The organism is Coleofasciculus sp. G3-WIS-01 (assembly GCF_040223135.1).
Taxonomy (GTDB): Bacteria; Cyanobacteriota; Cyanobacteriia; order Cyanobacteriales; family Coleofasciculaceae; genus Coleofasciculus.
The window spans coordinates 1-18,744 of record NZ_JAVJZI010000088.1; the positions used below are offsets into that span (position 1 = coordinate 1).

19 protein-coding genes are annotated in these 18,744 nt (G+C 47.3%); 6 read left to right on the forward strand and 13 right to left on the reverse strand.

Going from position 1 to position 18,744, the window contains the following annotated elements; genetic code table 11:
• Positions 1-141 precede the first annotated feature (141 nt).
• Positions 142-2,634, reverse strand: a complete 2,493-nt coding sequence (locus RIM23_RS09125; RefSeq protein ID WP_446366367.1) for a substrate-binding domain-containing protein — start codon at positions 2,632-2,634, stop codon at positions 142-144.
• Positions 2,635-2,808: 174 nt separating this feature from the next.
• On the opposite strand from RIM23_RS09125, the gene RIM23_RS09130 reads away from it, so the two are divergent.
• Positions 2,809-3,018, forward strand: coding sequence for a Nif11-like leader peptide family natural product precursor (locus tag RIM23_RS09130; RefSeq protein WP_446361663.1), 210 nt, complete (start codon positions 2,809-2,811; stop codon positions 3,016-3,018).
• 61 nt (positions 3,019-3,079) lie between these two features.
• Here the strand turns inward: RIM23_RS09130 and RIM23_RS09135 are convergent, their stop codons facing one another.
• From RIM23_RS09135 to RIM23_RS09170, 8 genes are all read right to left on the reverse strand, one after another.
• Positions 3,080-4,237 (reverse strand): iron-containing alcohol dehydrogenase, encoded by a 1,158-nt coding sequence (locus RIM23_RS09135; RefSeq protein WP_446366369.1) that lies wholly within the window; start codon positions 4,235-4,237, stop codon positions 3,080-3,082.
• Positions 4,238-4,329: 92 nt separating this feature from the next.
• Complete coding sequence (locus RIM23_RS09140; RefSeq protein ID WP_446361667.1) at positions 4,330-4,848, reverse strand: DUF2518 family protein; 519 nt, start codon at positions 4,846-4,848, stop codon at positions 4,330-4,332.
• 68 nt (positions 4,849-4,916) lie between these two features.
• Positions 4,917-5,165, reverse strand: coding sequence for a hypothetical protein (locus RIM23_RS09145; RefSeq protein WP_446337250.1), 249 nt, complete (start codon positions 5,163-5,165; stop codon positions 4,917-4,919).
• 151 nt (positions 5,166-5,316) lie between these two features.
• Positions 5,317-5,814: a hypothetical protein gene (locus RIM23_RS09150; RefSeq protein ID WP_446366371.1), complete on the reverse strand. Its 498-nt coding sequence runs from the start codon at positions 5,812-5,814 to the stop codon at positions 5,317-5,319.
• A 23-nt stretch (positions 5,815-5,837) separates the two neighbouring features.
• A complete protein-coding gene (gene rpsU, locus RIM23_RS09155) occupies positions 5,838-6,041 on the reverse strand; it encodes a 30S ribosomal protein S21 (RefSeq protein WP_006099092.1) in 204 nt (67 codons plus the stop codon).
• 168 nt (positions 6,042-6,209) lie between these two features.
• Entirely contained in the window at positions 6,210-6,521 is a 312-nt protein-coding gene (locus RIM23_RS09160; RefSeq protein ID WP_446337248.1) for an RNA recognition motif domain-containing protein, read from the reverse strand.
• 154 nt (positions 6,522-6,675) lie between these two features.
• Complete coding sequence (locus RIM23_RS09165; RefSeq protein WP_446366373.1) at positions 6,676-7,962, reverse strand: mannosyltransferase family protein; 1,287 nt, start codon at positions 7,960-7,962, stop codon at positions 6,676-6,678.
• A 235-nt stretch (positions 7,963-8,197) separates the two neighbouring features.
• On the reverse strand, positions 8,198-10,309 hold the full coding sequence (locus tag RIM23_RS09170) for a S8 family serine peptidase (RefSeq protein ID WP_446366375.1): 2,112 nt from the start codon (positions 10,307-10,309) through the stop codon (positions 8,198-8,200).
• Positions 10,310-10,659: 350 nt separating this feature from the next.
• On the opposite strand from RIM23_RS09170, the gene RIM23_RS09175 reads away from it, so the two are divergent.
• From RIM23_RS09175 to grxD, 3 genes are read left to right on the forward strand one after another with little or no spacing between them, the layout of a single operon-like run.
• On the forward strand, positions 10,660-11,286 hold the full coding sequence (locus RIM23_RS09175) for a hypothetical protein (RefSeq protein ID WP_446366377.1): 627 nt from the start codon (positions 10,660-10,662) through the stop codon (positions 11,284-11,286).
• A gap of 36 nt (positions 11,287-11,322) precedes the next feature.
• Entirely contained in the window at positions 11,323-11,583 is a 261-nt protein-coding gene (locus tag RIM23_RS09180) for a BolA family protein (RefSeq protein ID WP_446337256.1), read from the forward strand.
• A gap of 53 nt (positions 11,584-11,636) precedes the next feature.
• A complete protein-coding gene (grxD, locus tag RIM23_RS09185) occupies positions 11,637-11,960 on the forward strand; it encodes a Grx4 family monothiol glutaredoxin (protein WP_446366379.1) in 324 nt (107 codons plus the stop codon).
• Positions 11,961-12,202: 242 nt separating this feature from the next.
• Here grxD and RIM23_RS09190 read toward each other — a convergent pair whose 3' ends face one another.
• From RIM23_RS09190 to RIM23_RS09205, 4 genes are all read right to left on the reverse strand, one after another.
• Entirely contained in the window at positions 12,203-12,454 is a 252-nt protein-coding gene (locus RIM23_RS09190) for a DUF6761 family protein (RefSeq protein ID WP_446337243.1), read from the reverse strand.
• Between the two features lie 202 nt (positions 12,455-12,656).
• Positions 12,657-13,358 (reverse strand): response regulator transcription factor, encoded by a 702-nt coding sequence (locus tag RIM23_RS09195; protein ID WP_446366381.1) that lies wholly within the window; start codon positions 13,356-13,358, stop codon positions 12,657-12,659.
• A gap of 62 nt (positions 13,359-13,420) precedes the next feature.
• Positions 13,421-13,606: a PCP reductase family protein gene (locus RIM23_RS09200; RefSeq protein ID WP_446337241.1), complete on the reverse strand. Its 186-nt coding sequence runs from the start codon at positions 13,604-13,606 to the stop codon at positions 13,421-13,423.
• A 214-nt stretch (positions 13,607-13,820) separates the two neighbouring features.
• A complete protein-coding gene (locus RIM23_RS09205; protein WP_446366383.1) occupies positions 13,821-14,726 on the reverse strand; it encodes an alpha/beta fold hydrolase in 906 nt (301 codons plus the stop codon).
• Positions 14,727-15,018: 292 nt separating this feature from the next.
• On the opposite strand from RIM23_RS09205, the gene infC reads away from it, so the two are divergent.
• Positions 15,019-15,546: a translation initiation factor IF-3 gene (gene infC / locus RIM23_RS09210; RefSeq protein ID WP_446355682.1), complete on the forward strand. Its 528-nt coding sequence runs from the start codon at positions 15,019-15,021 to the stop codon at positions 15,544-15,546.
• 97 nt (positions 15,547-15,643) lie between these two features.
• Positions 15,644-18,658 (forward strand): HEAT repeat domain-containing protein, encoded by a 3,015-nt coding sequence (locus RIM23_RS09215; RefSeq protein WP_446366385.1) that lies wholly within the window; start codon positions 15,644-15,646, stop codon positions 18,656-18,658.
• The last annotated feature ends 86 nt before the right edge of the window (positions 18,659-18,744 follow it).

Genomic DNA, 18,744 nt, shown 5'->3' on the forward strand with positions numbered 1-18,744 from the left:
ATTGATAATTGATAATTGATTAATTGGGTCTAAGACCTCTTCGTTTACGAAGAAATTAAAAAAGATTTTCCTTAATTTCAATCCTCTTCTTTTAAGGAGAGGTCATTATCCATTGTTCATTATCCATTGTCAATTTGTGAATCATCCGTTATCAGGTTCAGTGCTTTCTAATTCTTGGGTACAGTAGGTAGAATCCAGATAGGGTCGCAGTGGGACTAATCCGGTTTTAGACAATAAACATTGCGCCTGTTCAGTTCTGAGAATTTCAGCAAACTTTCTCCCAATGGGGGGACGGCTATTATCTCTGGGATAAATAACGGCTAAGGGATAAGCTAAGGAATAGGTTTGACTAATCAATGCCTCAACATTAGCTCCATAACTGCCTTTAGAATTACATAAGTCAGTGTTTGGGGTAATTGGTTGCTGGTTATCTTGTACCAAGGGTGAAATTCCCGGCTTTTCTCCGTCAACGATAGCCAAGGGATAGACCGAACATTGTCCTAACACTTTACTCAGGGAATCAAATCCGATCGCGCCAATATTTCTCTGTTCAAAATCTCCAATTACTTGTCGCAATGTCTCAAAGGTTTGGGTGCGGATAATCGGGGGACGACCTAAGTTGGCAAATGAGCGACTCGGTTGGTTAGTTTGTTGCAGGAGGGCTTCAAATTTGGCAATATTATCAGTATTGGTATTCTCTTGTAAAACACGCTGCTTAAACAGTTGAATTGCCTGATCACTGAGGGGAACATAAAGTTGAACAGGGAGATCCGGTCCACCTAATTCTTGCCAATTGGTAATCTCTCTTGTGTAGAGTTGGCGTAATTGCTCAAAGCTAATTTGCCCATTTAAGGCGGCGGGTAAACTGTTTTCCCGTTGAGCATAACTGAAGGCGACAAAGACAACTAAGCCATCATGAGCGACTTGTTCTGCGTCTAAATCAAATCCTAACCGATTCAGGGGAGTCGCGATCGCAAACTCCGCTTCTTCGGACCGAACCTGTGCGATGGCGTCTGTCCAAGTGGGGACGGATTGATAGTTTAATTCTAATTTTGGTTGACGCTGATACAATTCACTCGCCAAGGTGGTATCCTTGGCAATTAAATTGGGTTGCTCCAGAATATAATCCCACGCCCCGTCTTCTTCCGCCGTATAGGTAAATGTTCCCGTCGGAATCCCTGACACCTGTTCAATACAGCAGGGAAATGGTTCAGTTTCCATCGTGGTTTGGGGTTGATTTCTCCCCAATAGCCACCAGATCAACAGTCCCAACAACAGCAGCGCCAAAAGCAGCCAGAATAACCGAGGACGCCAAAACCGCCATTTCTTTTTCTTGACCTCTGCTTCTACTTCCGGTTGGGAGAAAGGGGGGATAATTTGCGGTTCGGGGGGCAAGTGTAATAAAGCGCGGCGAGCAATTTCTGCGGTTTCAAAGGATGAGGTACCAATGCCAATTAGGGATAAAATATAGTCTTTGAACGCGGGTTGAATGAGGGGCCAATGCTTTGTAATCCGGGGATTGAAGGGTTGCAGCGTCACCGGATCATGGGTGCCACCGTTTAAAAGGTAAAATGCTACATACCCCAAGTCTTGTAAATCCTTTTTGGGGAATAACAAAGGACGTTCAAGTAATGGCGGATCAAATCGTCCTTCCCACAAGAGTAGGTCACACAAATAGATAAAAAAGCCTTGGAAACTGGGAACAATTAGCAAGCTATCTAAACTAATATTGCCATCCGTGAGTCCTTGTTGAACTAAACCCGAAGGGAGACGAAATTTTTGTCCATGGAGAAATTCCAAACTTTGCAGAACTTGTTCCAGGATCTGTCGCACCTGATAACTGGTCATTGCCCCAGTTTGCGCCAAGTAACTGGCTAGGGTAGGATAGGTATCTAAAACCCCTTGGCTGACCAAATAGCAGCGTTCAAAACGTGGATCTGCGATCGCGTCCCAAGGGGAGACGAGGCGAAAGTCTTGCACCCGCCCATCAGCTAAAGTGACGCCAGCGAGATTGACAAAGGCTTCTTTGCGTAACTGGCTTTCTTGGAGATTAAAATAGCGATCGGGTAAAACGTATTCCTTGATGACCACAGGTTGGCGAGTGGGGAGTTGCAAGGCTTGATAAAGACGACCTCGACCCCGATTTTTGAGGAAGCGTTCAATTTGATAGGTTCCCCGAATTCCCCGAATTTTCGTTTCTGGCGGTAACAGGGTAAGAAATCCACATTGGCGACAATAGTTGGCACCGGGTTGTTCGAGCAGGGTTTGTTGCACCCATTCACAGTAAAATGGATTTCCTCGCACACAGCGGTACTCCGGATAGAGGGACTTCACTCCGGGCGGAACGACGACTTCTGTAACCACGCCGCCTTCTGCTTCGGCTTCTAATCCTTCACCGGGCTTCCCTTTACCCGCCATGCGATCTTTGAGTTCATCTAGACTCGGCGCACGCTGCTTCAGTTCATCTTGCAGAAACGGCACTAACCAGAGTAAACGCGCTGGGACGAACCTGATCAGGATTGCTCGAAAGCGACCTGGGATCGTCTTGAAGCGATGGAAAATCCGACTTCCTTCAACGCTGCGAAATTGTTGAAATAAGCGTCCCAGAAACCCTTTTGGGTTACCCTTAACCATAACTGCTGCTCCTGCCAAGCCTTGTTACCAGGTGTACTGCTATCCTGCCATAGCCACGGTGTCAATATAATTGGTCGTTTCCCAAAGCGTTGATAAATTTAACAAAATTTGCTTTTCCTAGAATCCGAAGTCTGCTAGTGTAGCATTATTTAGTCAAATTAGGAGTTACTAGAAATGGCGAAGGAGCAAGTGGCGAAGCTGTTTCGAGATGCTCAAGCGAACCCCTCTTTAAAAGAGGAACTCAGAGCCGCCCCCAACGTAGACGCCTTTATCCAAATGGCAAAAGAACGGGGTTATGATTTCACTGTGGAAGAATGGCAAGAAATGACTGGGTTTTCTGTTGAAGAAGTCGAGGGTAAGTTGTCAGAAATTCCAGGATTGTAATGGATTAAAGTATGATATAGATTGAGCAAGTTTTTGGAACGATGACACACCCCATTCCTCATTAGTCTTGTTTATCATTCATCGCTGCGGATAAAACTGGACTGCAATTTTTATCTACAGGCGTAGTTGTAGATACCATCGCTGCCATAAGCTGTTCGGGTGTCACATCAAAGGGTAATCTGTGGATATCAGAATTAGGCTGGCAAGCAATATCCGCCCCCTGGCGCAACTGTGCCAAAGTGATATTTCCTAAACCCAAATCATCCAGGGTTTGGGGTAAACCGATTTCGCGATAAAACTTCAATAACTGTTGCCTTGCTGAGGCGGCGAGTTGATTCCCTTGCACCATTTCTTCTAAGCGCAATTGCACCAAAATTCCATAGGCGACTTTCTCCCCATGTAAGGCACTGTGAGAGCCTCTAATATGGGTTAAACCATTATGCACAGCATGAGCCGCCACAGTACGACACTGCGCCCCACCTAAACCACCAATTACACCCGCGAGCAAGACTGTGGCATCAACCACCTCTCGCCAAACCTCACTCCCTGGTGTTTTTAGGGCGTCTGCTGACTTTTGAAATAGGATATCCCGTAGCACCCTCGCCTGTTGTACCGCTGCAATAATTAAGGTTTGATCCGAATGAGCACTACTCACGGATGCTTCATACCATTTGGCTAAGGCGTCTCCAATTCCTGCCACTAAGGTACGTTGGGGGGCTGTTTCAATCAAGCTATAATCCAGGATGAGCAAATCTGGGCAACGATTCAGACTCACATCGTACAGGAAAGCTCCCTCGTTCGAGTAAATATTGGAAAGCGCCGTCCAAGCGGCACAGGTGGCGGCAGAGGTGGGAATTGTGACAACTGGAAGTTGGCACTGATGGGCTAAGAGTTTAGCCGTGTCCAAGGCTTTGCCACCACCCACACCGATAATTAAGTCGGCTTGATGGCGGGTAACTGCTTCTTGCAGGGATGCGAGGGATACTTCACTGCAATCCGGACTATAGGATGCCGTAGCACAGTTTAACGGCGGCTGTTTCAAGATGGGTTCTAGCTGTGGTGATAACGTCGCCAAGGTATGATTCCCACCGACAATCAGGGGACGATGACCCAAAGACGCGATCGCCTCTCCAGATTGTGCTAATGCCGGGACACCGCGCAACACCTGCGCTGGGGCAACTGTGAGCGACAGCAATGAGGGAGGAGCAGGGTTAGTCATTTTTAGCAGAGGATTCAGCTAATTGAATTTTTATCTTACCTCATCTCCCCTATCTCCCCTAGCAACTCGGTTTCAAGACTTCCCCTGAAAAGTCAGGTGGAGGTGTCTGGTAATTGAGCCAAGCGTTCTTTGTAAATATTGATCGTCATCTGTTCATCATCACGCTTAGCCAGCGAGCGGCTGATTTTACCTACAACTAGGGGTTTAGATATACCGGGTTCTGGGTGGATCACGGTGCGGGCGCGAATAGTCAGTTGGTTAGTTTCTCCACCCAAACGCCCATAAGAATACAAATCACTGGCGGCTTGGCGCAGACTGGCTTCTAGTTGAGATTCGTTGATTGTTGTGGGTAAAGCGATGACGGCTTGGTTGCCTCCGTTGTCGTAGACTAAGGAAAAAGGCACAGCACCAGGAACCACTGTACGGGTAAACGGGACAATACTCAGCGCAAATAAGCCGCCTGTGAGAACCCCCATAAAGCCAGTAATCCCCACCAGCCGAAATCGGATGCCCCATTTAAAGATAAAACCTAGGATGCTAAGAACTCCGCAGACTAGGGTGAGAATGCCTATCCATTGGGTATACGTGAGAAAGTCAGTCGTTGTTGGCATAGAAGATAACGTGTGGCTACTTAATAAACACCAATGGCTACATCGTTGCAGATAGATACACACCAGTATCAACGATTCCTACTTTCCGCTCCTCGGATAATTGACTTTCGCGTCCATTCTCGCACACTCTCTAGCTGAACAATTGCCTGATCGCGTTCCCGGTTATCTGGACAAGTCTCTAGTATAGTATCTAGCAGCCGTCCCCACAGGTACTCAACAGTGCCAATCTCTTCGAGTTGCGCTTGGGTGGGACTATCCCATCCAAATAAGCGATCGCGTATTGCCCTCGCTTCGGCAGATATATGCTCTTTGTCCACCTTATTCTCTCCTGAATCCCCTTACCATACCTGCACTTTTCCTATTGCCCGATCCCCGTTCCCTTGAGTAATTGGTCGATTTTATAATTGGGGTTGACTCGCGATTCATCCCACGTCTCCGGAGCAGTAGGGCGTGGGGCTTCCCCCCAATTCAGCTAATTTCCTGCCGAGCTTTCTGAGTCCAAGCCTCATTAACGAGTATTTGGCTATTAGATAGTTTGAAATCAAACGGATGAGGAGGTTCAGGGACACCTAGAACACCAGTTTGCCGATGAGATTTAATTAAGTTAACAATCCAAGTACAAAAGTCTAAAATTTCCTCAGGTAATAGCGTTAGGTCAAAGTGCCAGCTTTGATTAATTCCTCGACAATCCCGTCCCCACAGCCTCGATTGAACGATACCTGCCCCTTTATTAATAGACACTCGCAAAATAAAGGGGCGTTCCGGGAGTAATTCATCAGGAGCTGTGTGAACATAAACACACAGATAATTCATGCGTTGCCGATCATCGATCCAAGATGCCATTGGCAAATTACCCGTTGATGGATTGCGGGTTGTAATCTTCACTGGCACGTTCATCTTTGCGGCAAATTGATAATAAAACTCTTGCCTTAGCTGAGAAACCGTGCGTATAGCTTCAGGAGTCATGATTACTGCACAAGAGTGAACACTTAAAAACGTTTTTTGCGATAGCGAGAAAGCCGCCGCAGTTGCTTATGCCTAGCAATGGCTTTGCGCTTCCGTTTTTGAATCGGCGTTTCAAAGTGACGATGTTTCTTCATGTCGGGAAAAATTCCCGCTTTGGAGACAGCTTGTTTAAATCGGCGGAGGGCTGACTCAATCCCTTCATGTTCACCGACAGTTACCTGTGCCATTTTATTTCCTCCTCAGCTTGAGTTTATTGCTTGATGCCTGACCACACCTAGCCGGAATGAATCAAGTGAAACCAGCACAAAAAGCTGATTTCACTTGATAGTGCAGCTTTTAGGAGACGTAGAGAAACGCCGCCATTAATGGGCTGATTACATCCGCATTATTGGGTTTTAGTAGCGTCGAGAGAATCCATCGCGATTGCCGCCGCCGCGACGACCACCACCGCCTTGACCCCGAGGTTCACGAGGTTTAGCTTTATTGACTTTCAAATCCCGACCCATCCATTCAGCGCCATCTAGAGCATCAATAGCAGCAGATTCTTCAGCTTCTGATTCCATTTCCACAAAACCAAAGCCCCGCATCCGACCTGTTTCTCGATCCGTGGGTAACTGAACCCGCTTCACCGTGCCGTATTCAGCAAAAATACTGGTAATGTCTTCCTCTGTAGCATCATAAGACAGGTTACCAATGTAAATTGACATAGAGTATCTCCAAAACCAATGAATGTAGAGACTTATGATTCGGAGACATGCCTGTCCGTAAATCAAAACAAACGATACAGCCGAATATAAACCTCGCTGATTATAATAACACCATTTATCCACTACCCTGCTGACATTCTCCCTAATCTACAACCTAAGCAACCCAGAGATGCTGGGCAAATCGCACGGCGAAGCTGACCAACACTACAGTGAAAAATAGGAGTGTTGCCCATCCCCATCGCGGATAACGCGCCAGCAGCAGACCTAAGGCTATCGCGATTGATACAATGCCATAGGCATGGCGTTCAGCAGAAATGGTGCGACCTGGGCTTAAAATCACGGCTAAGCTGCAAAATCCATAGGTGACGGCAACAGGTCTAAGCTTTGTTCGCTCTCCCACGAGTAAATAGCCACCTCCCCAAACCATAATCATATTAATTAGCGGATCTCCAGCTAAAAGCCACAGGAGAATGAAGAGGCTGTAAAAGCCATACCCTTGCTCCACACACAGCCGTTGCAGACGAGATCGCTTTCGCGGGGGTTGAAGAGTGCCTCGCCGTGTGAGATCACTTTGCGATCGCCACACTAAATAACCAAATGCACAAATCGCCACAAAAAGCAAGGGATGCCACGGATCTTGAATCCAACCCCGATTCCAGTTGGCTGTCCCTGCTGAAATTTGCACCAGCATCTTCAACCAGCCCTGTCCATAAAAAGCTTGTTCAGGTTGCCATGCCTGTTGCACCTTTAAAAAGGCTAGCATGTCCCCAAAACGAATTCCGCAGTAGAGGCTATAGAGTCCCATTCCTCCGGCGGTGGCTAAGCTAGGAAGGTAGGCGAAAGCCGATCTTTTCTCTCGCCAAGCCACTAGCAAAAACGCTGGGGATAGTGCAATTCCGGGTAATCGTGTCGCACTGGCTAAGGCTCCCCATAAAGCTGACCAACCATAGTGTTTACGGTCAAACGATCGCAAAGCCGCCGTACTCCACAACAGAAATAGCCCCTCCGTATAGATTACCGTGCCAAATAGAGAAAAAGGACACCAAGCTAAAACCGCTGTTGTCCAGCGAGCAACATTCTGCCCATGACTCTCTTGAACCCAACCACACAGAAGGATTAGCGCACCCCAAAACGCCAGATTATTCACAACAGTCCCGGCTACATTAAAGGGCAATCCCCCACTCATCACCGCCCGAACCAGTAAGGGAAATAAAGGAAAGAATGCTACATTATGTCCCTGACCATCATTAGCATATTCATAACCTGAAGTGGCTATCATTTGATAGTGGTCACTATCCCAAGCGGAAAAGACATCCCAACTTACCGTCGGTTGAATGCCCCCAGGTGGCGCAGGTAATAAGGGAGCAATCACCAACATAGCTATAGCAATGACAATTCGGCTGAGTAGCCACATCACCGTGGCAAAAGTAATACTATTCACGTAGATGCTTTTCTATGCCCTAATTCCTAGAACACCAATTCAGTCAGTGGCTTGAGCAACTCCGTACCTGCGTTGCTCTCGTCATTCCTCCCCATCCTAAGCATCGTGAGCTAAACGCTCACTTGCTCTCTCGGATGGGGAATCCTGACGATTTAGGTTGAATTCTAGGCTAAAAAATTTCTGAAAAACAGTAGCACAAGCTACCCCACCCTGCTTTTTATAACTTATGCCTTATCTAGATTCCTATAACTAATTCCCAGCTTTTAAGTCTCCCTGTATCCATCGGCGCATAATCAATGACTCTCAACTGCCAAATACCAACACTATCCTGATTCAGCAACGACTTGAGCGCCGGAGTATTGTCTATAGAATAGGTGTATTGGAGTTGAGTGTTAACACCCAATGTACGACTTTGTAGCAGCGCAGTCTGACCATTGGGTGATTTCAACTGCACTTCTAAATCTCCCAAAAACTCATGTTCAATGTCCACCGTCACCTGAATGTTTTGCACTGGGGCAGATTCTGTGATTTGAATCGTGCTAGTCACACCACGGGGATTATCATCAGGAATAGCTAAGTTTTGATCATTGCGTCGTTTGAGGATTTGGGCAACCTTAGCAGTTTGAACTCGTTGCTGTTGAGCCGCTTGTACCGCTTTAAAAGCATTGACCTTACCATAGCCAAACCATTGAGAATACCCATTCGTATCATAAGTTCCCAATCGCATACCAAGCTGGGGGTCAGCATCACGGTCTACAATTTTGTCGGCTGTATCTTGCAGGATACGTTTGACTTGTTTAGCCGTCAGATCAGGATTAGCCGAGAGAATCAGTGCCGCAACACCCGCGACAACTGGACAGGCGCTCGATGTGCCACCAAAACTGCCGACAAAGTCACCGATTTCATACCCCGAGGCTCCCAGTAAGTCGGTGGTAAAGACACCATTACCTGGGGTTGGGGCATTCACTTTGGGTGCCGTGCCAATAAAACCTGTTTTTTCAAACCACATTCCTGGCGGAGCATTGTTGCTGGGGGCGCAAACGGAGACATTGGTTCCCCAGTTACTGTATGCCGCTTTTTTGCTCAAGCTGGTGCAAGCCGAAACCGCAATCACATCTGGATGTACGGCGAAACCACTGAGCCAGTTTGTCGGTCCACGCAGTAATTCACTCGTCCAGCCGCGCTCAAAGATGGTGCCATTGATTGGGCGATTAGCATTTCCAGCAGCAAAGACGATTACACAGCCTTTCCCGCCTCGTCCCTCAGTCGCTGCGAGGGTTAGGGCAGCCCGTTGCCGTAAGGAAAGGGGGAAGTAAACCGTTGCGGCACCCCAGCTACAAGAAATAACGCTGGCGTCATTTTCAATTGCCCATTTACATAATTCTTCAATGCTAGTGTCATCCAGAAATCCACTGGTGCGAATGGGCATCAGCGCACATCCGGGTGCTACACCGACAATACCCTGACCATTTTCTTCGGCAACCGCAATCCCAGCACAAGCGGTACCATGACTTTCACCAGAACCACTGGGTAGAGGAATGAAGTCTTTGTCTTTAAAGTCTTTGGGCGCGACAATTTTTCCGGTGCCCTGAAAATCGGGATGGTTGACATCAATGGCATCATCAGCTATGGCAACGACAATGGAGCGATTTCCCCGGGTAATATCCCAGGCTTTTTCTACGTCGATATGAGAACCTGGGGCTAAGGTTGAACCGCCACTGTGGTTTAGATACCACTGTTGAGGGTATAAGGGGTCTTGGGGATGGTAGCTCGGCTGTTTGGGGACTATGATATCGGGTTCTGCGGTTAAAACTTCGGGGAGTCTAATGAGTCGATTGGCTATTTTTAGCGGATTCTCTGGGGAATTGGGGGTGAGTTGAAAGACGAAGGTGTTGGGAATACCGACGAGCGATCGCAAAGATTCTAAGCCAAATTCAGCTTGAAGGGCTGAGATTGTTGCTTCATCGGTGTCTGGGTGAAATTGAATCGTGAGTTGATCGCCCAGGTAAACTAAGGTAGCCGGATTGTCCTTGAGCTGGTAGACATGACTAGCAAAAGCAACATCTTCGCGATCGCGTGCGGCTTGCATCGCCTCATCCCGTTGTTCGGCGTCAACCGTAAATTCAGCAAGTTGGGTGTGAGGAATTTGGCGCTGATATTGGACACTGAAGACTTGCTCGAGTTGCTCTACGGGGATTTGGTTCTGGGGACAAAGGGTGAAGCGATCGCGCACCTTGAGTAATGCCAGTTCTTCACCGCCCCGTTGCAGGACTAGACCCAGGCTTTCAGAGGGAACCGGAGTTGTTTGAGGAGAATCGTCTGGCACAGAATCAGAATGCGGGATCATAGTTTAGAATGGACTACCGTCAATTATACAAGATCAGTTATATGAATATTTTTTATCCTAGTCTCCAAAATGCTTAAGAAACCTTCAGGGTATTTTTTTAGTCTAGCTGGTTGAGACGGGAGGACTGCCTTGTACTCCAGTCACCGCGATCGCTGATGGTTAACTGTCACAGAACCTACTGCCAAAGCCTAAAGCTATAATGTGGGCTTGCAGCCAATTTCAGTAGGGACGGCAATTTCCTTGCCCCCAAGTCTGGCGATTGAAATGGGACTCCCCTTGCCGCATCTGGCGATGGTAAGATACCCGAAGGTTTCTGTGTTTGTCTCTAAAATACCTTCCCTATTTTTTACATGCTCTCTTCTGGAACGATTCATAGCCTTGGCTTTACCTGCCTTGTTGCCTTTCCCTTCACGACGAGTGTGGCGCTCTTACTACCCGCCCACGCTCAAACTCAAGCGGCTGCGCTTCCAGAAGAGGTCAGCCAAATGCAGCTTGAGCCAGATGATCCGAGTAATCTACGACCTTTAACGCAGGAGGATAGTCTTCTGAGTTTACAGGGGGGAGAGCGCTTAATGGCAGAGGCGAATCAAGCTGTTGAAGCTCAAGACTATACGTTAGCCGCTCAAAAACTCCAGCAGGCGCGTCAGGTTTTTAACCAATTATCGAATTTCTATCAGCAGTTGGCTGAAAGTTTCTCGGGTATCGATAACCGGATTTTCAACGAGCATCGGCAAAACGCGCTGCAAACGGCAGAAATGCGGGATGAAGCCACCTATCAATTGGCGTTGGTGCATCGCGTCCAAAATCAACCGGAATTGGCGGTTCCCTTACTGATTCAGATCATTCGCTCTCAGAATCCCACCCGCGATTTGGGCAAAAAAGCCTACCAACAGCTTTTTGAATTGGGATTCGTCGGTTCTCCCTTTCCCCCCTCTGGCAATCGTGAACCGACATCATCGGTGACTCCAGAACGTTAAATTAATAGTGGCAAGTTGAAGAATAATGGAGTGGGTATGATTAGTCCAGAGCAAGTTGAGGCAATGATCAAAGCAGAACTTCCCGATGCTCAGGTACAGGTGCAAGACTTAACGGGCGGCGGTGATCATCTGCAAGCGATTGTTGTATCCTCCCAGTTTGAAGGCAAAAGCTTGGTCAAACAGCACCAGCTTGTTTATGGCGCTCTCCAACAAGCAATGGCAAGCGAAGCCATTCACGCTCTAGCGCTGAAAACCTACACCCCTGAATCTTGGCAAGCTACCAGTCAGGCTGTATAAACTCTCGCTACACTAGACCCATATAAAACTACACAAGACATTTCAGCAAAGCTATGACGCCAGCAGTTAAAGAACGGATTGACCAGCTCGTTAACCAAGAGAAAATCGTGGTGTTTATGAAAGGCACCAAACTGATGCCTCAATGCGGTTTTTCCAACAATGTCGTCCAAATCCTGAATACCTTAGGTGTTTCCTACGAAACGGTGAATGTTCTTGATGAGCCGGAAGTGCGTCAAGGCATTAAGGAATATTCCAACTGGCCCACGATTCCGCAAGTTTACGTCAACGGCGAGTTCATTGGTGGCTCAGATGTGATGATCGAGCTTTATCAGAACGGCGAATTACAGCAAATGGTCGAAGTAGCACTGGCATCTTGACATTTTACACGTTTCAAGATAATTAGCACCAAATAAACCAAAAAGCCTGCTTAAGCAGGCTTTTTCAGTCTATGCTGAAAAGCAGGGCGAGCCGGGAAGATCTCGTTTCCAGATCTCAAAAGGGAATACCTCTGTTGAGGCTCTGCTTCCCTTGAATTGCTGGAAACGAGAATTGGTAAGCGTCGTGGCTTAAGTTGCCACGGATGAAGGCTTGCGCCCACACCTAAGTACCTTATTTATTTTTAATAGTAATCAGTTTCAGGTTCTGGTAAGGGTACGGCTTCAAAGTTCGAGGGATCGCGCAGATAACGAACAGCATCTTCCTCCAAGCGATGAATTAAATAAACTTCAATAGCGTTACTATGTCGAAGAGCATCAAGATAGCCATCAATATACAACCGTAGGTCATCAAAGCGATATCCCCGGTTCCACATAAAAACTAGAGCATCTGTAAGTTGCTGATAGTAACGTATGGTTCGAGTGTCCTGAAGCATAGTCTAAAGCGGTGTGAATTCGGTATTGTAGCTTTAGAGTTGCTAAGTGTCAATTCCTCCAAATTGATCGCTAGCAACTCTAGCCAGCCCTTACTACTATTGTGCCTTATGTCAGTGGGCAATGTGGTCTTCTGATTGACAGAATTCAATGATTCCCATCGTAAATCAGGATAAATTTTCCTACCACAAAAAAGCTTTTGAGTCAATCCACTAAATGATTTTCCAGGGCAAAACGCACAATTTCGGCTCGGTTGCTAGTTTCTGTTTTTCTCAGGAGAGAGCTAACGTATTTTTCAATCGTCCGAGGACTCAGGTGTAGCTGGCTACCAATTTCGCTATTCGATAACCCTGTGGTCAGTAATTCTAACACCTGTTGTTCCCGCTGAGTCAGATGCAGTAAATTGGATGAGGAAGCGAGGGAGGCGATCGCACGGGGAGTTGATTCGGATTTGGGCATAGCCTCCGGAATCTGTGTCGGTGGGGGTGATTGTCCTATCTCAGTGGAAGAGAATCGCAATTCGGCTTGCATCATCTGAGAACGTTCCAGCAAATTGCGAATTACGGCACTCAATTCCTTCATTTCAAAGGGTTTGGGCAAATACAGATCGCATCCCAACTGATAACCCTTAATCCGCTCCTCAGTACTACTGCGCTCAGTTAAAAAAACCACAGGTAACAAGCGGAAAGCTGGTCGTTTCCGAACTTGTTGCACAAGTTCATAGCCATTCAATTTCGGCATATTGATATCGGTCACGATTAAGTGAGGATGATACTTATCAATCAGAGACAGAGCCTCTTGACCATCCTCTGCCGTTACAACTGAATAGCCTGACATTTCCAGGTAATCGCTCACAGAAAGACGAGTACCTAGGTTGTCATCTACAACCAGGATTATCAATGGCATGGGAGTAACTGCAATACAAGCTTATATAATAGTTGAGACATCTAGCGACTACAAGTCACTTCCTATTGACCAAACTCAACCCTAGCTTGCTCGACAATTTCTACGGTAACGACACCCAAATCAGCCTCACGAGCTAAATGCTCAATCCGTTGTCGAGCTTGAGTACGTACAAAATAAGGTATTTTTTTGAGTTTCGCTTTAGCTTCAGGTGTCCAATCTAAGGTATCTGTAAAATCAGCGCTGTTCATAAGTTCAAGGAAAGCGGGAGACTTTTCTCATTCCGCTTCGATCTTAACCCAGAGGAGTAGGGGGAGCTGGGGAAGCAGGGGAAGCAGGGGGAGCAATGTAGAGACGCGCCATGGCGCGTCTGGGAGAAAAAGTTAAATTAGAGTTCGCTGCGAGCAGTATTAGGAGTTCACTCACGCGCTATGCTCTATGGGCGAAGTGAAAGGTCAAAACTTCCTAAATCCCAGCTAACCAGTCGAGTAGAATCCGATTTACCTGTTCTGGGCATTCATCGTGAGGACAATGACCCGCCTGATCTAACTCAATTAACTTCACATTAGGGTTTAGATCGGCAAACTGTTGGGCTAACTGGGGAGGGATCATCCGGTCTTGACGTCCCCAAATTAACAGCAAAGGAATATCCAAAGTCGGCAAAACTGATTTGATAGGAGGACCAAATTTAGAAGAAGTCATCGCTTTAAACAAGGCACTAAATGTAGCCGCCGCCCCGCGATCGCGAGCAGGCTGCGTGAGAATCTCCACTAATTCTGCATCAATAGCGCTGGGGTTGTAATAGGCGAGTCCTGCCCATTTCTGGACAATTGATGGGCGTCGCAGCAAATAAAACAGACTTTGGAGAACCACAGGAGACGCGACTAGACCCTCAACCGTGGATACAACAGGTCGCAGCCAACCCGGAAGTGCCTCTTCTCGTAGGGAAAAATCCGGCAAATTAATCAAGATGAGTCCCTTGACCATCTCCGGGTGAGTTGCGGCAGTGCTCAGAGCCACCAGTGAACCGATCGAGTTACCCACTAACACCATGGGGTGTTGTATCAAGGTTTGCCAGAATTCATAAACTTGATTGACCCACAAGTCAATCGTATATGTTGCCCAAGCTTTACGCGAACCGCCAAACCCCAACAGATCCAGTGCATAAACCGGGTACTGTTGACCCAGTACAGGTAAGTTGTGACGCCAATGTCCGATTGAAGTACCAAATCCGTGCAGCAGCAGGACTGGAGGAGCCAGTCTTGAGTGAGAGTGCGGTGGACGAATATAGGTGTAACGAGTCTGCCAACCTTGCCAAACCCAGTCTCGCTGACTACCGACTCGTTGCTGCCACGATACGGATGGGTTCACAACCTGCCTCAACTTCAAAAACGTTTACAAATCCTCACCTATTATTGTAGTGGTTTCTGGATGCTACTCTATGCTACTCTCTACAGCCGATGCCCCATAGCCTAGGAAAAATGAGGACTAACAAACGTCTCACGTATTCCACCTCCTAGAAGGGTTTCTCTCCAATCCCCCGGCATTTTGGAAGTTAAGTTAAAAAGATGGACAGAAACCGGATCAGACTCAGTAGAATGGCAAGTAAAATCAGCTTGCTTTTTATCAAACCCTTAACAACTAGAAATTCAAGCAGACGCCCGTGAGTGATAGAAGACGCCAACGCGATCTACCCCAAATCAACGAACGAATCCGTTATCCTAAGATTCGTGCGATTGATACAGATGGCACACAGCTAGGAATCATTGCTCCTCAAGAGGCTTTACGCATCGCCGAGGAAAAAGAGTTGGATCTGGTATTGGTTAGCGATAAGGCAGATCCGCCAGTGTGCCGCATCGTGGACTACGGCAAATACAAATTTGAACAGGAGAAGAAAGCCCGAGAAGCTCGCAAGAAGCAACACACGGCGGACGTTAAAGAAGTCAAGATGCGCTATAAGATTGATGATCATGACTACCAGGTGCGTGTTAACGCGGCTGAGCGCTTTCTGAAATCAGGAGACAAAGTTAAAGCCACGATTACCTTTCGGGGGAGAGAAATTCAGCACGCCAACTTAGCCGAAGACTTGCTCAAGCGCATGGCAATGGATTTGCAGGACGTTGCCGAAGTTCAGCAAGCCCCCAAACGTGAAGGTCGTAATATGATGATGCTACTCTCTCCCAAAAAATAAGAATTGGGTTCATTGGTCATTAGTCACTAGTCATGGGTTAGCCACGATGGACTCAATACTAATGACTCAGGACTAACGACTAAGGAAAAACTGCCAAATGAAACTACAAACTCGTACTCGCATTCAAAATGAATGGGTACGGCGAATCCTAGAATGGGTTAATCTTCGCCCGGAAGAAGGCGAGCGCACCTTTTTGATGTTCGCCTTCTACACCGCTACCTCAGTTGGGCTGCTTTGGTTCGAGTATAGTGCGACAGCACTGTTCTTGGATGAGTACGGTGCGAGGTGGTTACCCGTGATTTATATTGCCAGCTCCGTGATGGTTTCTGGACTAGGAGTCTTATACTCTTGGTTACAAGAGCGGGTTCCCATGAGGGGTGTCTTAGTCACAGTCGCTTTCCTGACAGGCATACCCTTGTTGATCTTTCGGTTGACCCTAGGCATTGGCTATTTAAACGGTTTAATCGCCTTGGGTACCGTTTTTCTGTTGCGACTGTGGATGGATGCAGTCGAAGTTCTCAACGATCTCAACTCTCAAGTTGCCGCGAATCAATTATTCAATATCCGGGAAATTAAGCGCACCTATCCGATTGTCTCGTCGGGACTTTTAGTTGCCGATGTGATCTCCGGCTTTTCTTTACCCCTGCTGCTGTTCGTTGTCGGCACAATTCAAAACGTTCTCGTGGTGGCGGCGTTGATGATGATAGTTGGTGCTGGCACGTTGTTTTATTTAACCCAACGCTACCAGCAAGCCTTTCCTAACTTACCCACACGGGACTGGGAAGAGGATGGCCAGGAATTTGTTGTCCGCCGCACCACGGGACATCTACAACGCTATATTGTTCCGTTATTTGCCTTTTTTATTCTCGGCGAAGCCCTCTATCTGTTGGTAGAGTTCCAGTATCTCGGTCAATTAGAGGCAAATTTAGAAGCCTCAGAGATTGCGGGGTTCTTGGGTTTGTTCAGTGGGATTGTCGGGATATTTGAACTCACCTCTCAGTGGTTCCTATCCAGTCGCGCCGTTGAACGTCTGGGAGTTTTTGTCGCCGCAATGATGCTACCCGCATCGTTAGCGATTATGGGATTAATCACATTGAGTGGTTTGCTGGATGTGATCCTTAAGCTATTGGGTTCAGTGATTACCATCCCAGGATTTGTAACCGGACTCTTTGTCGGTCTAATTTTCCTGCGGTTTATTGACGAACTCCTGCGCTATACCTTAATTGCCGGAATTGAACCGTTCCTGTTTCAACCGATACCCGAAGGAATTCGTAATAGCTTGCAAACCAGGGTTCAGGGGATTGCTGAACCCATAACCACGGGTATTACGGGCATTAGTATGCTCGCTGGGATCTGGCTGTTGCATTATGTATTTCCTGGACAGCCGGAAGAACAAATTCAGCAATGGCAGAGTGGTATGTTTATTCTTGCCATTGTATTTTTCTCCCTGATCTGGTTGCTGAGTGCTTGGTCGATGCGATCAAGTTACGTCACCTTGCTGGTTGATAGCGCTGAACAAGGACGCTTAGGGTTTTCTGATGTTGACTTAAATGCATTCAAGCGAACAGTGATAGAAACCCTGGAACAACCAGGTACTGAAGCCGATAAACGCTCTTGCATTCAACTGTTATCCCAGATTGACCCCACAAATGTGGGTGAGGTTCTGGCTCCCCTTTTGCCTCGCCTTTCAATTGCACTCCAGTGTCAAAGTCTAGAGACGATGTTGGAGTATCCCAATCCAGCCTATTGTCAGGATGTGCAAGTCTTGATTGAGCAAAAACCGCCGCCAGAAGTTTTGGCGTTGGCGCTGCGCTATGTTTGGCTGACTCAAGCCGAATTGGATATTAATACGATTAAACCGTATCTCCATGGGACAGTTGATCCTATGGTGCGAGCCACAGCCGCCGCGATTATCTTGCGTCGGGGAACCTCACAAGAGAAAGCGGAAGCGACAGATATCCTGCGGCGAATGGTGATGTCAAAACGGGAACGAGAACGGGTGATGGGAACGCGAGCGTTGGGAGAGGCAGAGTATTTGCAAGCCTTGAGAGTTTATATTCCCCATCTGTTAAAAGATGAGTCGTTGCGTGTCCGTTGCGCTTTATTAGAGGTGATTGCGGCAACCCATTTGGACGAGTTCTATCCGTCACTAGTGCGGGGGCTGTATTACAAATCGACTCGTGAAGCTGCTCGCATGGCGTTGGTGCGTCTGGGTGATGAAGCGATTCCGTTGCTGCTGGAGTTGGCAGAAGATATCCATAAACCTGATTTAGTTCGGGTACAAGCTTGGAGTGCTTTGGCTGAAATTGGCACATCCGATGCCCTCAATCATTTGGTGCAACAGTTAATGACGAGTTGGGGGATCAGCCGCCGTAATATCCTCCGCAGCTTACTGAAAATTCCCAATGAGCAAGGAATCGATGCGGTACTTGATCGGTTGGGACGTAGTGGTATTGAGACGTTAATTGAGCAAGAACTGCTGTTTTTGGGTCAGATTTACGCCGCACTGGTGGATTTGAAGCCAGAACTGATCAGTGGACAGGAGGCAGATTTGCTGCGGCGGGCGTTAAACGATCAGCAAAAGGATCTGCAGGAGAATTGTTTTTTGCTGATGAAGTTTCTTTATCCAGTCGGTGCGATTCAAGCGGCATCTTTTAATCTGGAATCGGAGTCCCGCTCCAATATGGCTATGGGACTGGAAATACTGGATAATACCATAGATATTCCCCAAAAGCAAGCATTTTTAGCTCTGTTTGATCGCCGTTCCTTTGGCGAAAAGCTGGAATGTTTGCAGGAGCTAGTTTCTTATCAACCGATGAATCCCAGCGATCGCGTGCGACAATTGATTGATTTTCGTCATTTTCTCTCGGATTGGACACTGGCTTGTTGTTTCCATTTGGCTCGGGCGGCTCATCTGAGTTTGACACCGGAAGCGACGTTAGTCTGTCTGCGTCATCCCACGGGTTTTGTCCGGGAAGCGGTTTTAACTTATTTGAAAGCTGCATCGCCCCGTTCTTGTATCGAATTACTACCGATGCTCAAACATGATTCCGATCGGTTAGTGGCGGCGGTAGCTCAACAGATGAGTAACGAATTTGGTCTAGTGAGCTGATGGAGCAGTCGTTAAGAAAGGGTTTATTAAGGGGTTATTGGCTTAATTTTCAGGGATATCTTGCAGATTGGTGTGTTCAGTTCTCT

Coding starts and splice junctions, on each gene's coding strand:
- RIM23_RS09140 (WP_446361667.1), bottom strand. CDS start 4,848: ATGCCAACAACGACTGACTTTCTCACGTATACCCAATGGATAGGCATT.
- RIM23_RS09215 (WP_446366385.1), top strand. CDS start 15,644: ATGAAACTACAAACTCGTACTCGCATTCAAAATGAATGGGTACGGCGA.
- RIM23_RS09190 (WP_446337243.1), bottom strand. CDS start 12,454: ATGCTTCAGGACACTCGAACCATACGTTACTATCAGCAACTTACAGAT.
- RIM23_RS09125 (WP_446366367.1), bottom strand. CDS start 2,634: ATGGTTAAGGGTAACCCAAAAGGGTTTCTGGGACGCTTATTTCAACAA.
- RIM23_RS09150 (WP_446366371.1), bottom strand. CDS start 5,814: ATGACTCCTGAAGCTATACGCACGGTTTCTCAGCTAAGGCAAGAGTTT.
- RIM23_RS09195 (WP_446366381.1), bottom strand. CDS start 13,358: ATGCCATTGATAATCCTGGTTGTAGATGACAACCTAGGTACTCGTCTT.
- RIM23_RS09130 (WP_446361663.1), top strand. CDS start 2,809: ATGGCGAAGGAGCAAGTGGCGAAGCTGTTTCGAGATGCTCAAGCGAAC.
- RIM23_RS09180 (WP_446337256.1), top strand. CDS start 11,323: ATGATTAGTCCAGAGCAAGTTGAGGCAATGATCAAAGCAGAACTTCCC.
- rpsU (WP_006099092.1), bottom strand. CDS start 6,041: ATGGCACAGGTAACTGTCGGTGAACATGAAGGGATTGAGTCAGCCCTC.
- RIM23_RS09175 (WP_446366377.1), top strand. CDS start 10,660: ATGCTCTCTTCTGGAACGATTCATAGCCTTGGCTTTACCTGCCTTGTT.
- RIM23_RS09200 (WP_446337241.1), bottom strand. CDS start 13,606: ATGAACAGCGCTGATTTTACAGATACCTTAGATTGGACACCTGAAGCT.
- grxD (WP_446366379.1), top strand. CDS start 11,637: ATGACGCCAGCAGTTAAAGAACGGATTGACCAGCTCGTTAACCAAGAG.
- RIM23_RS09160 (WP_446337248.1), bottom strand. CDS start 6,521: ATGTCAATTTACATTGGTAACCTGTCTTATGATGCTACAGAGGAAGAC.
- RIM23_RS09135 (WP_446366369.1), bottom strand. CDS start 4,237: ATGACTAACCCTGCTCCTCCCTCATTGCTGTCGCTCACAGTTGCCCCA.
- RIM23_RS09170 (WP_446366375.1), bottom strand. CDS start 10,309: ATGATCCCGCATTCTGATTCTGTGCCAGACGATTCTCCTCAAACAACT.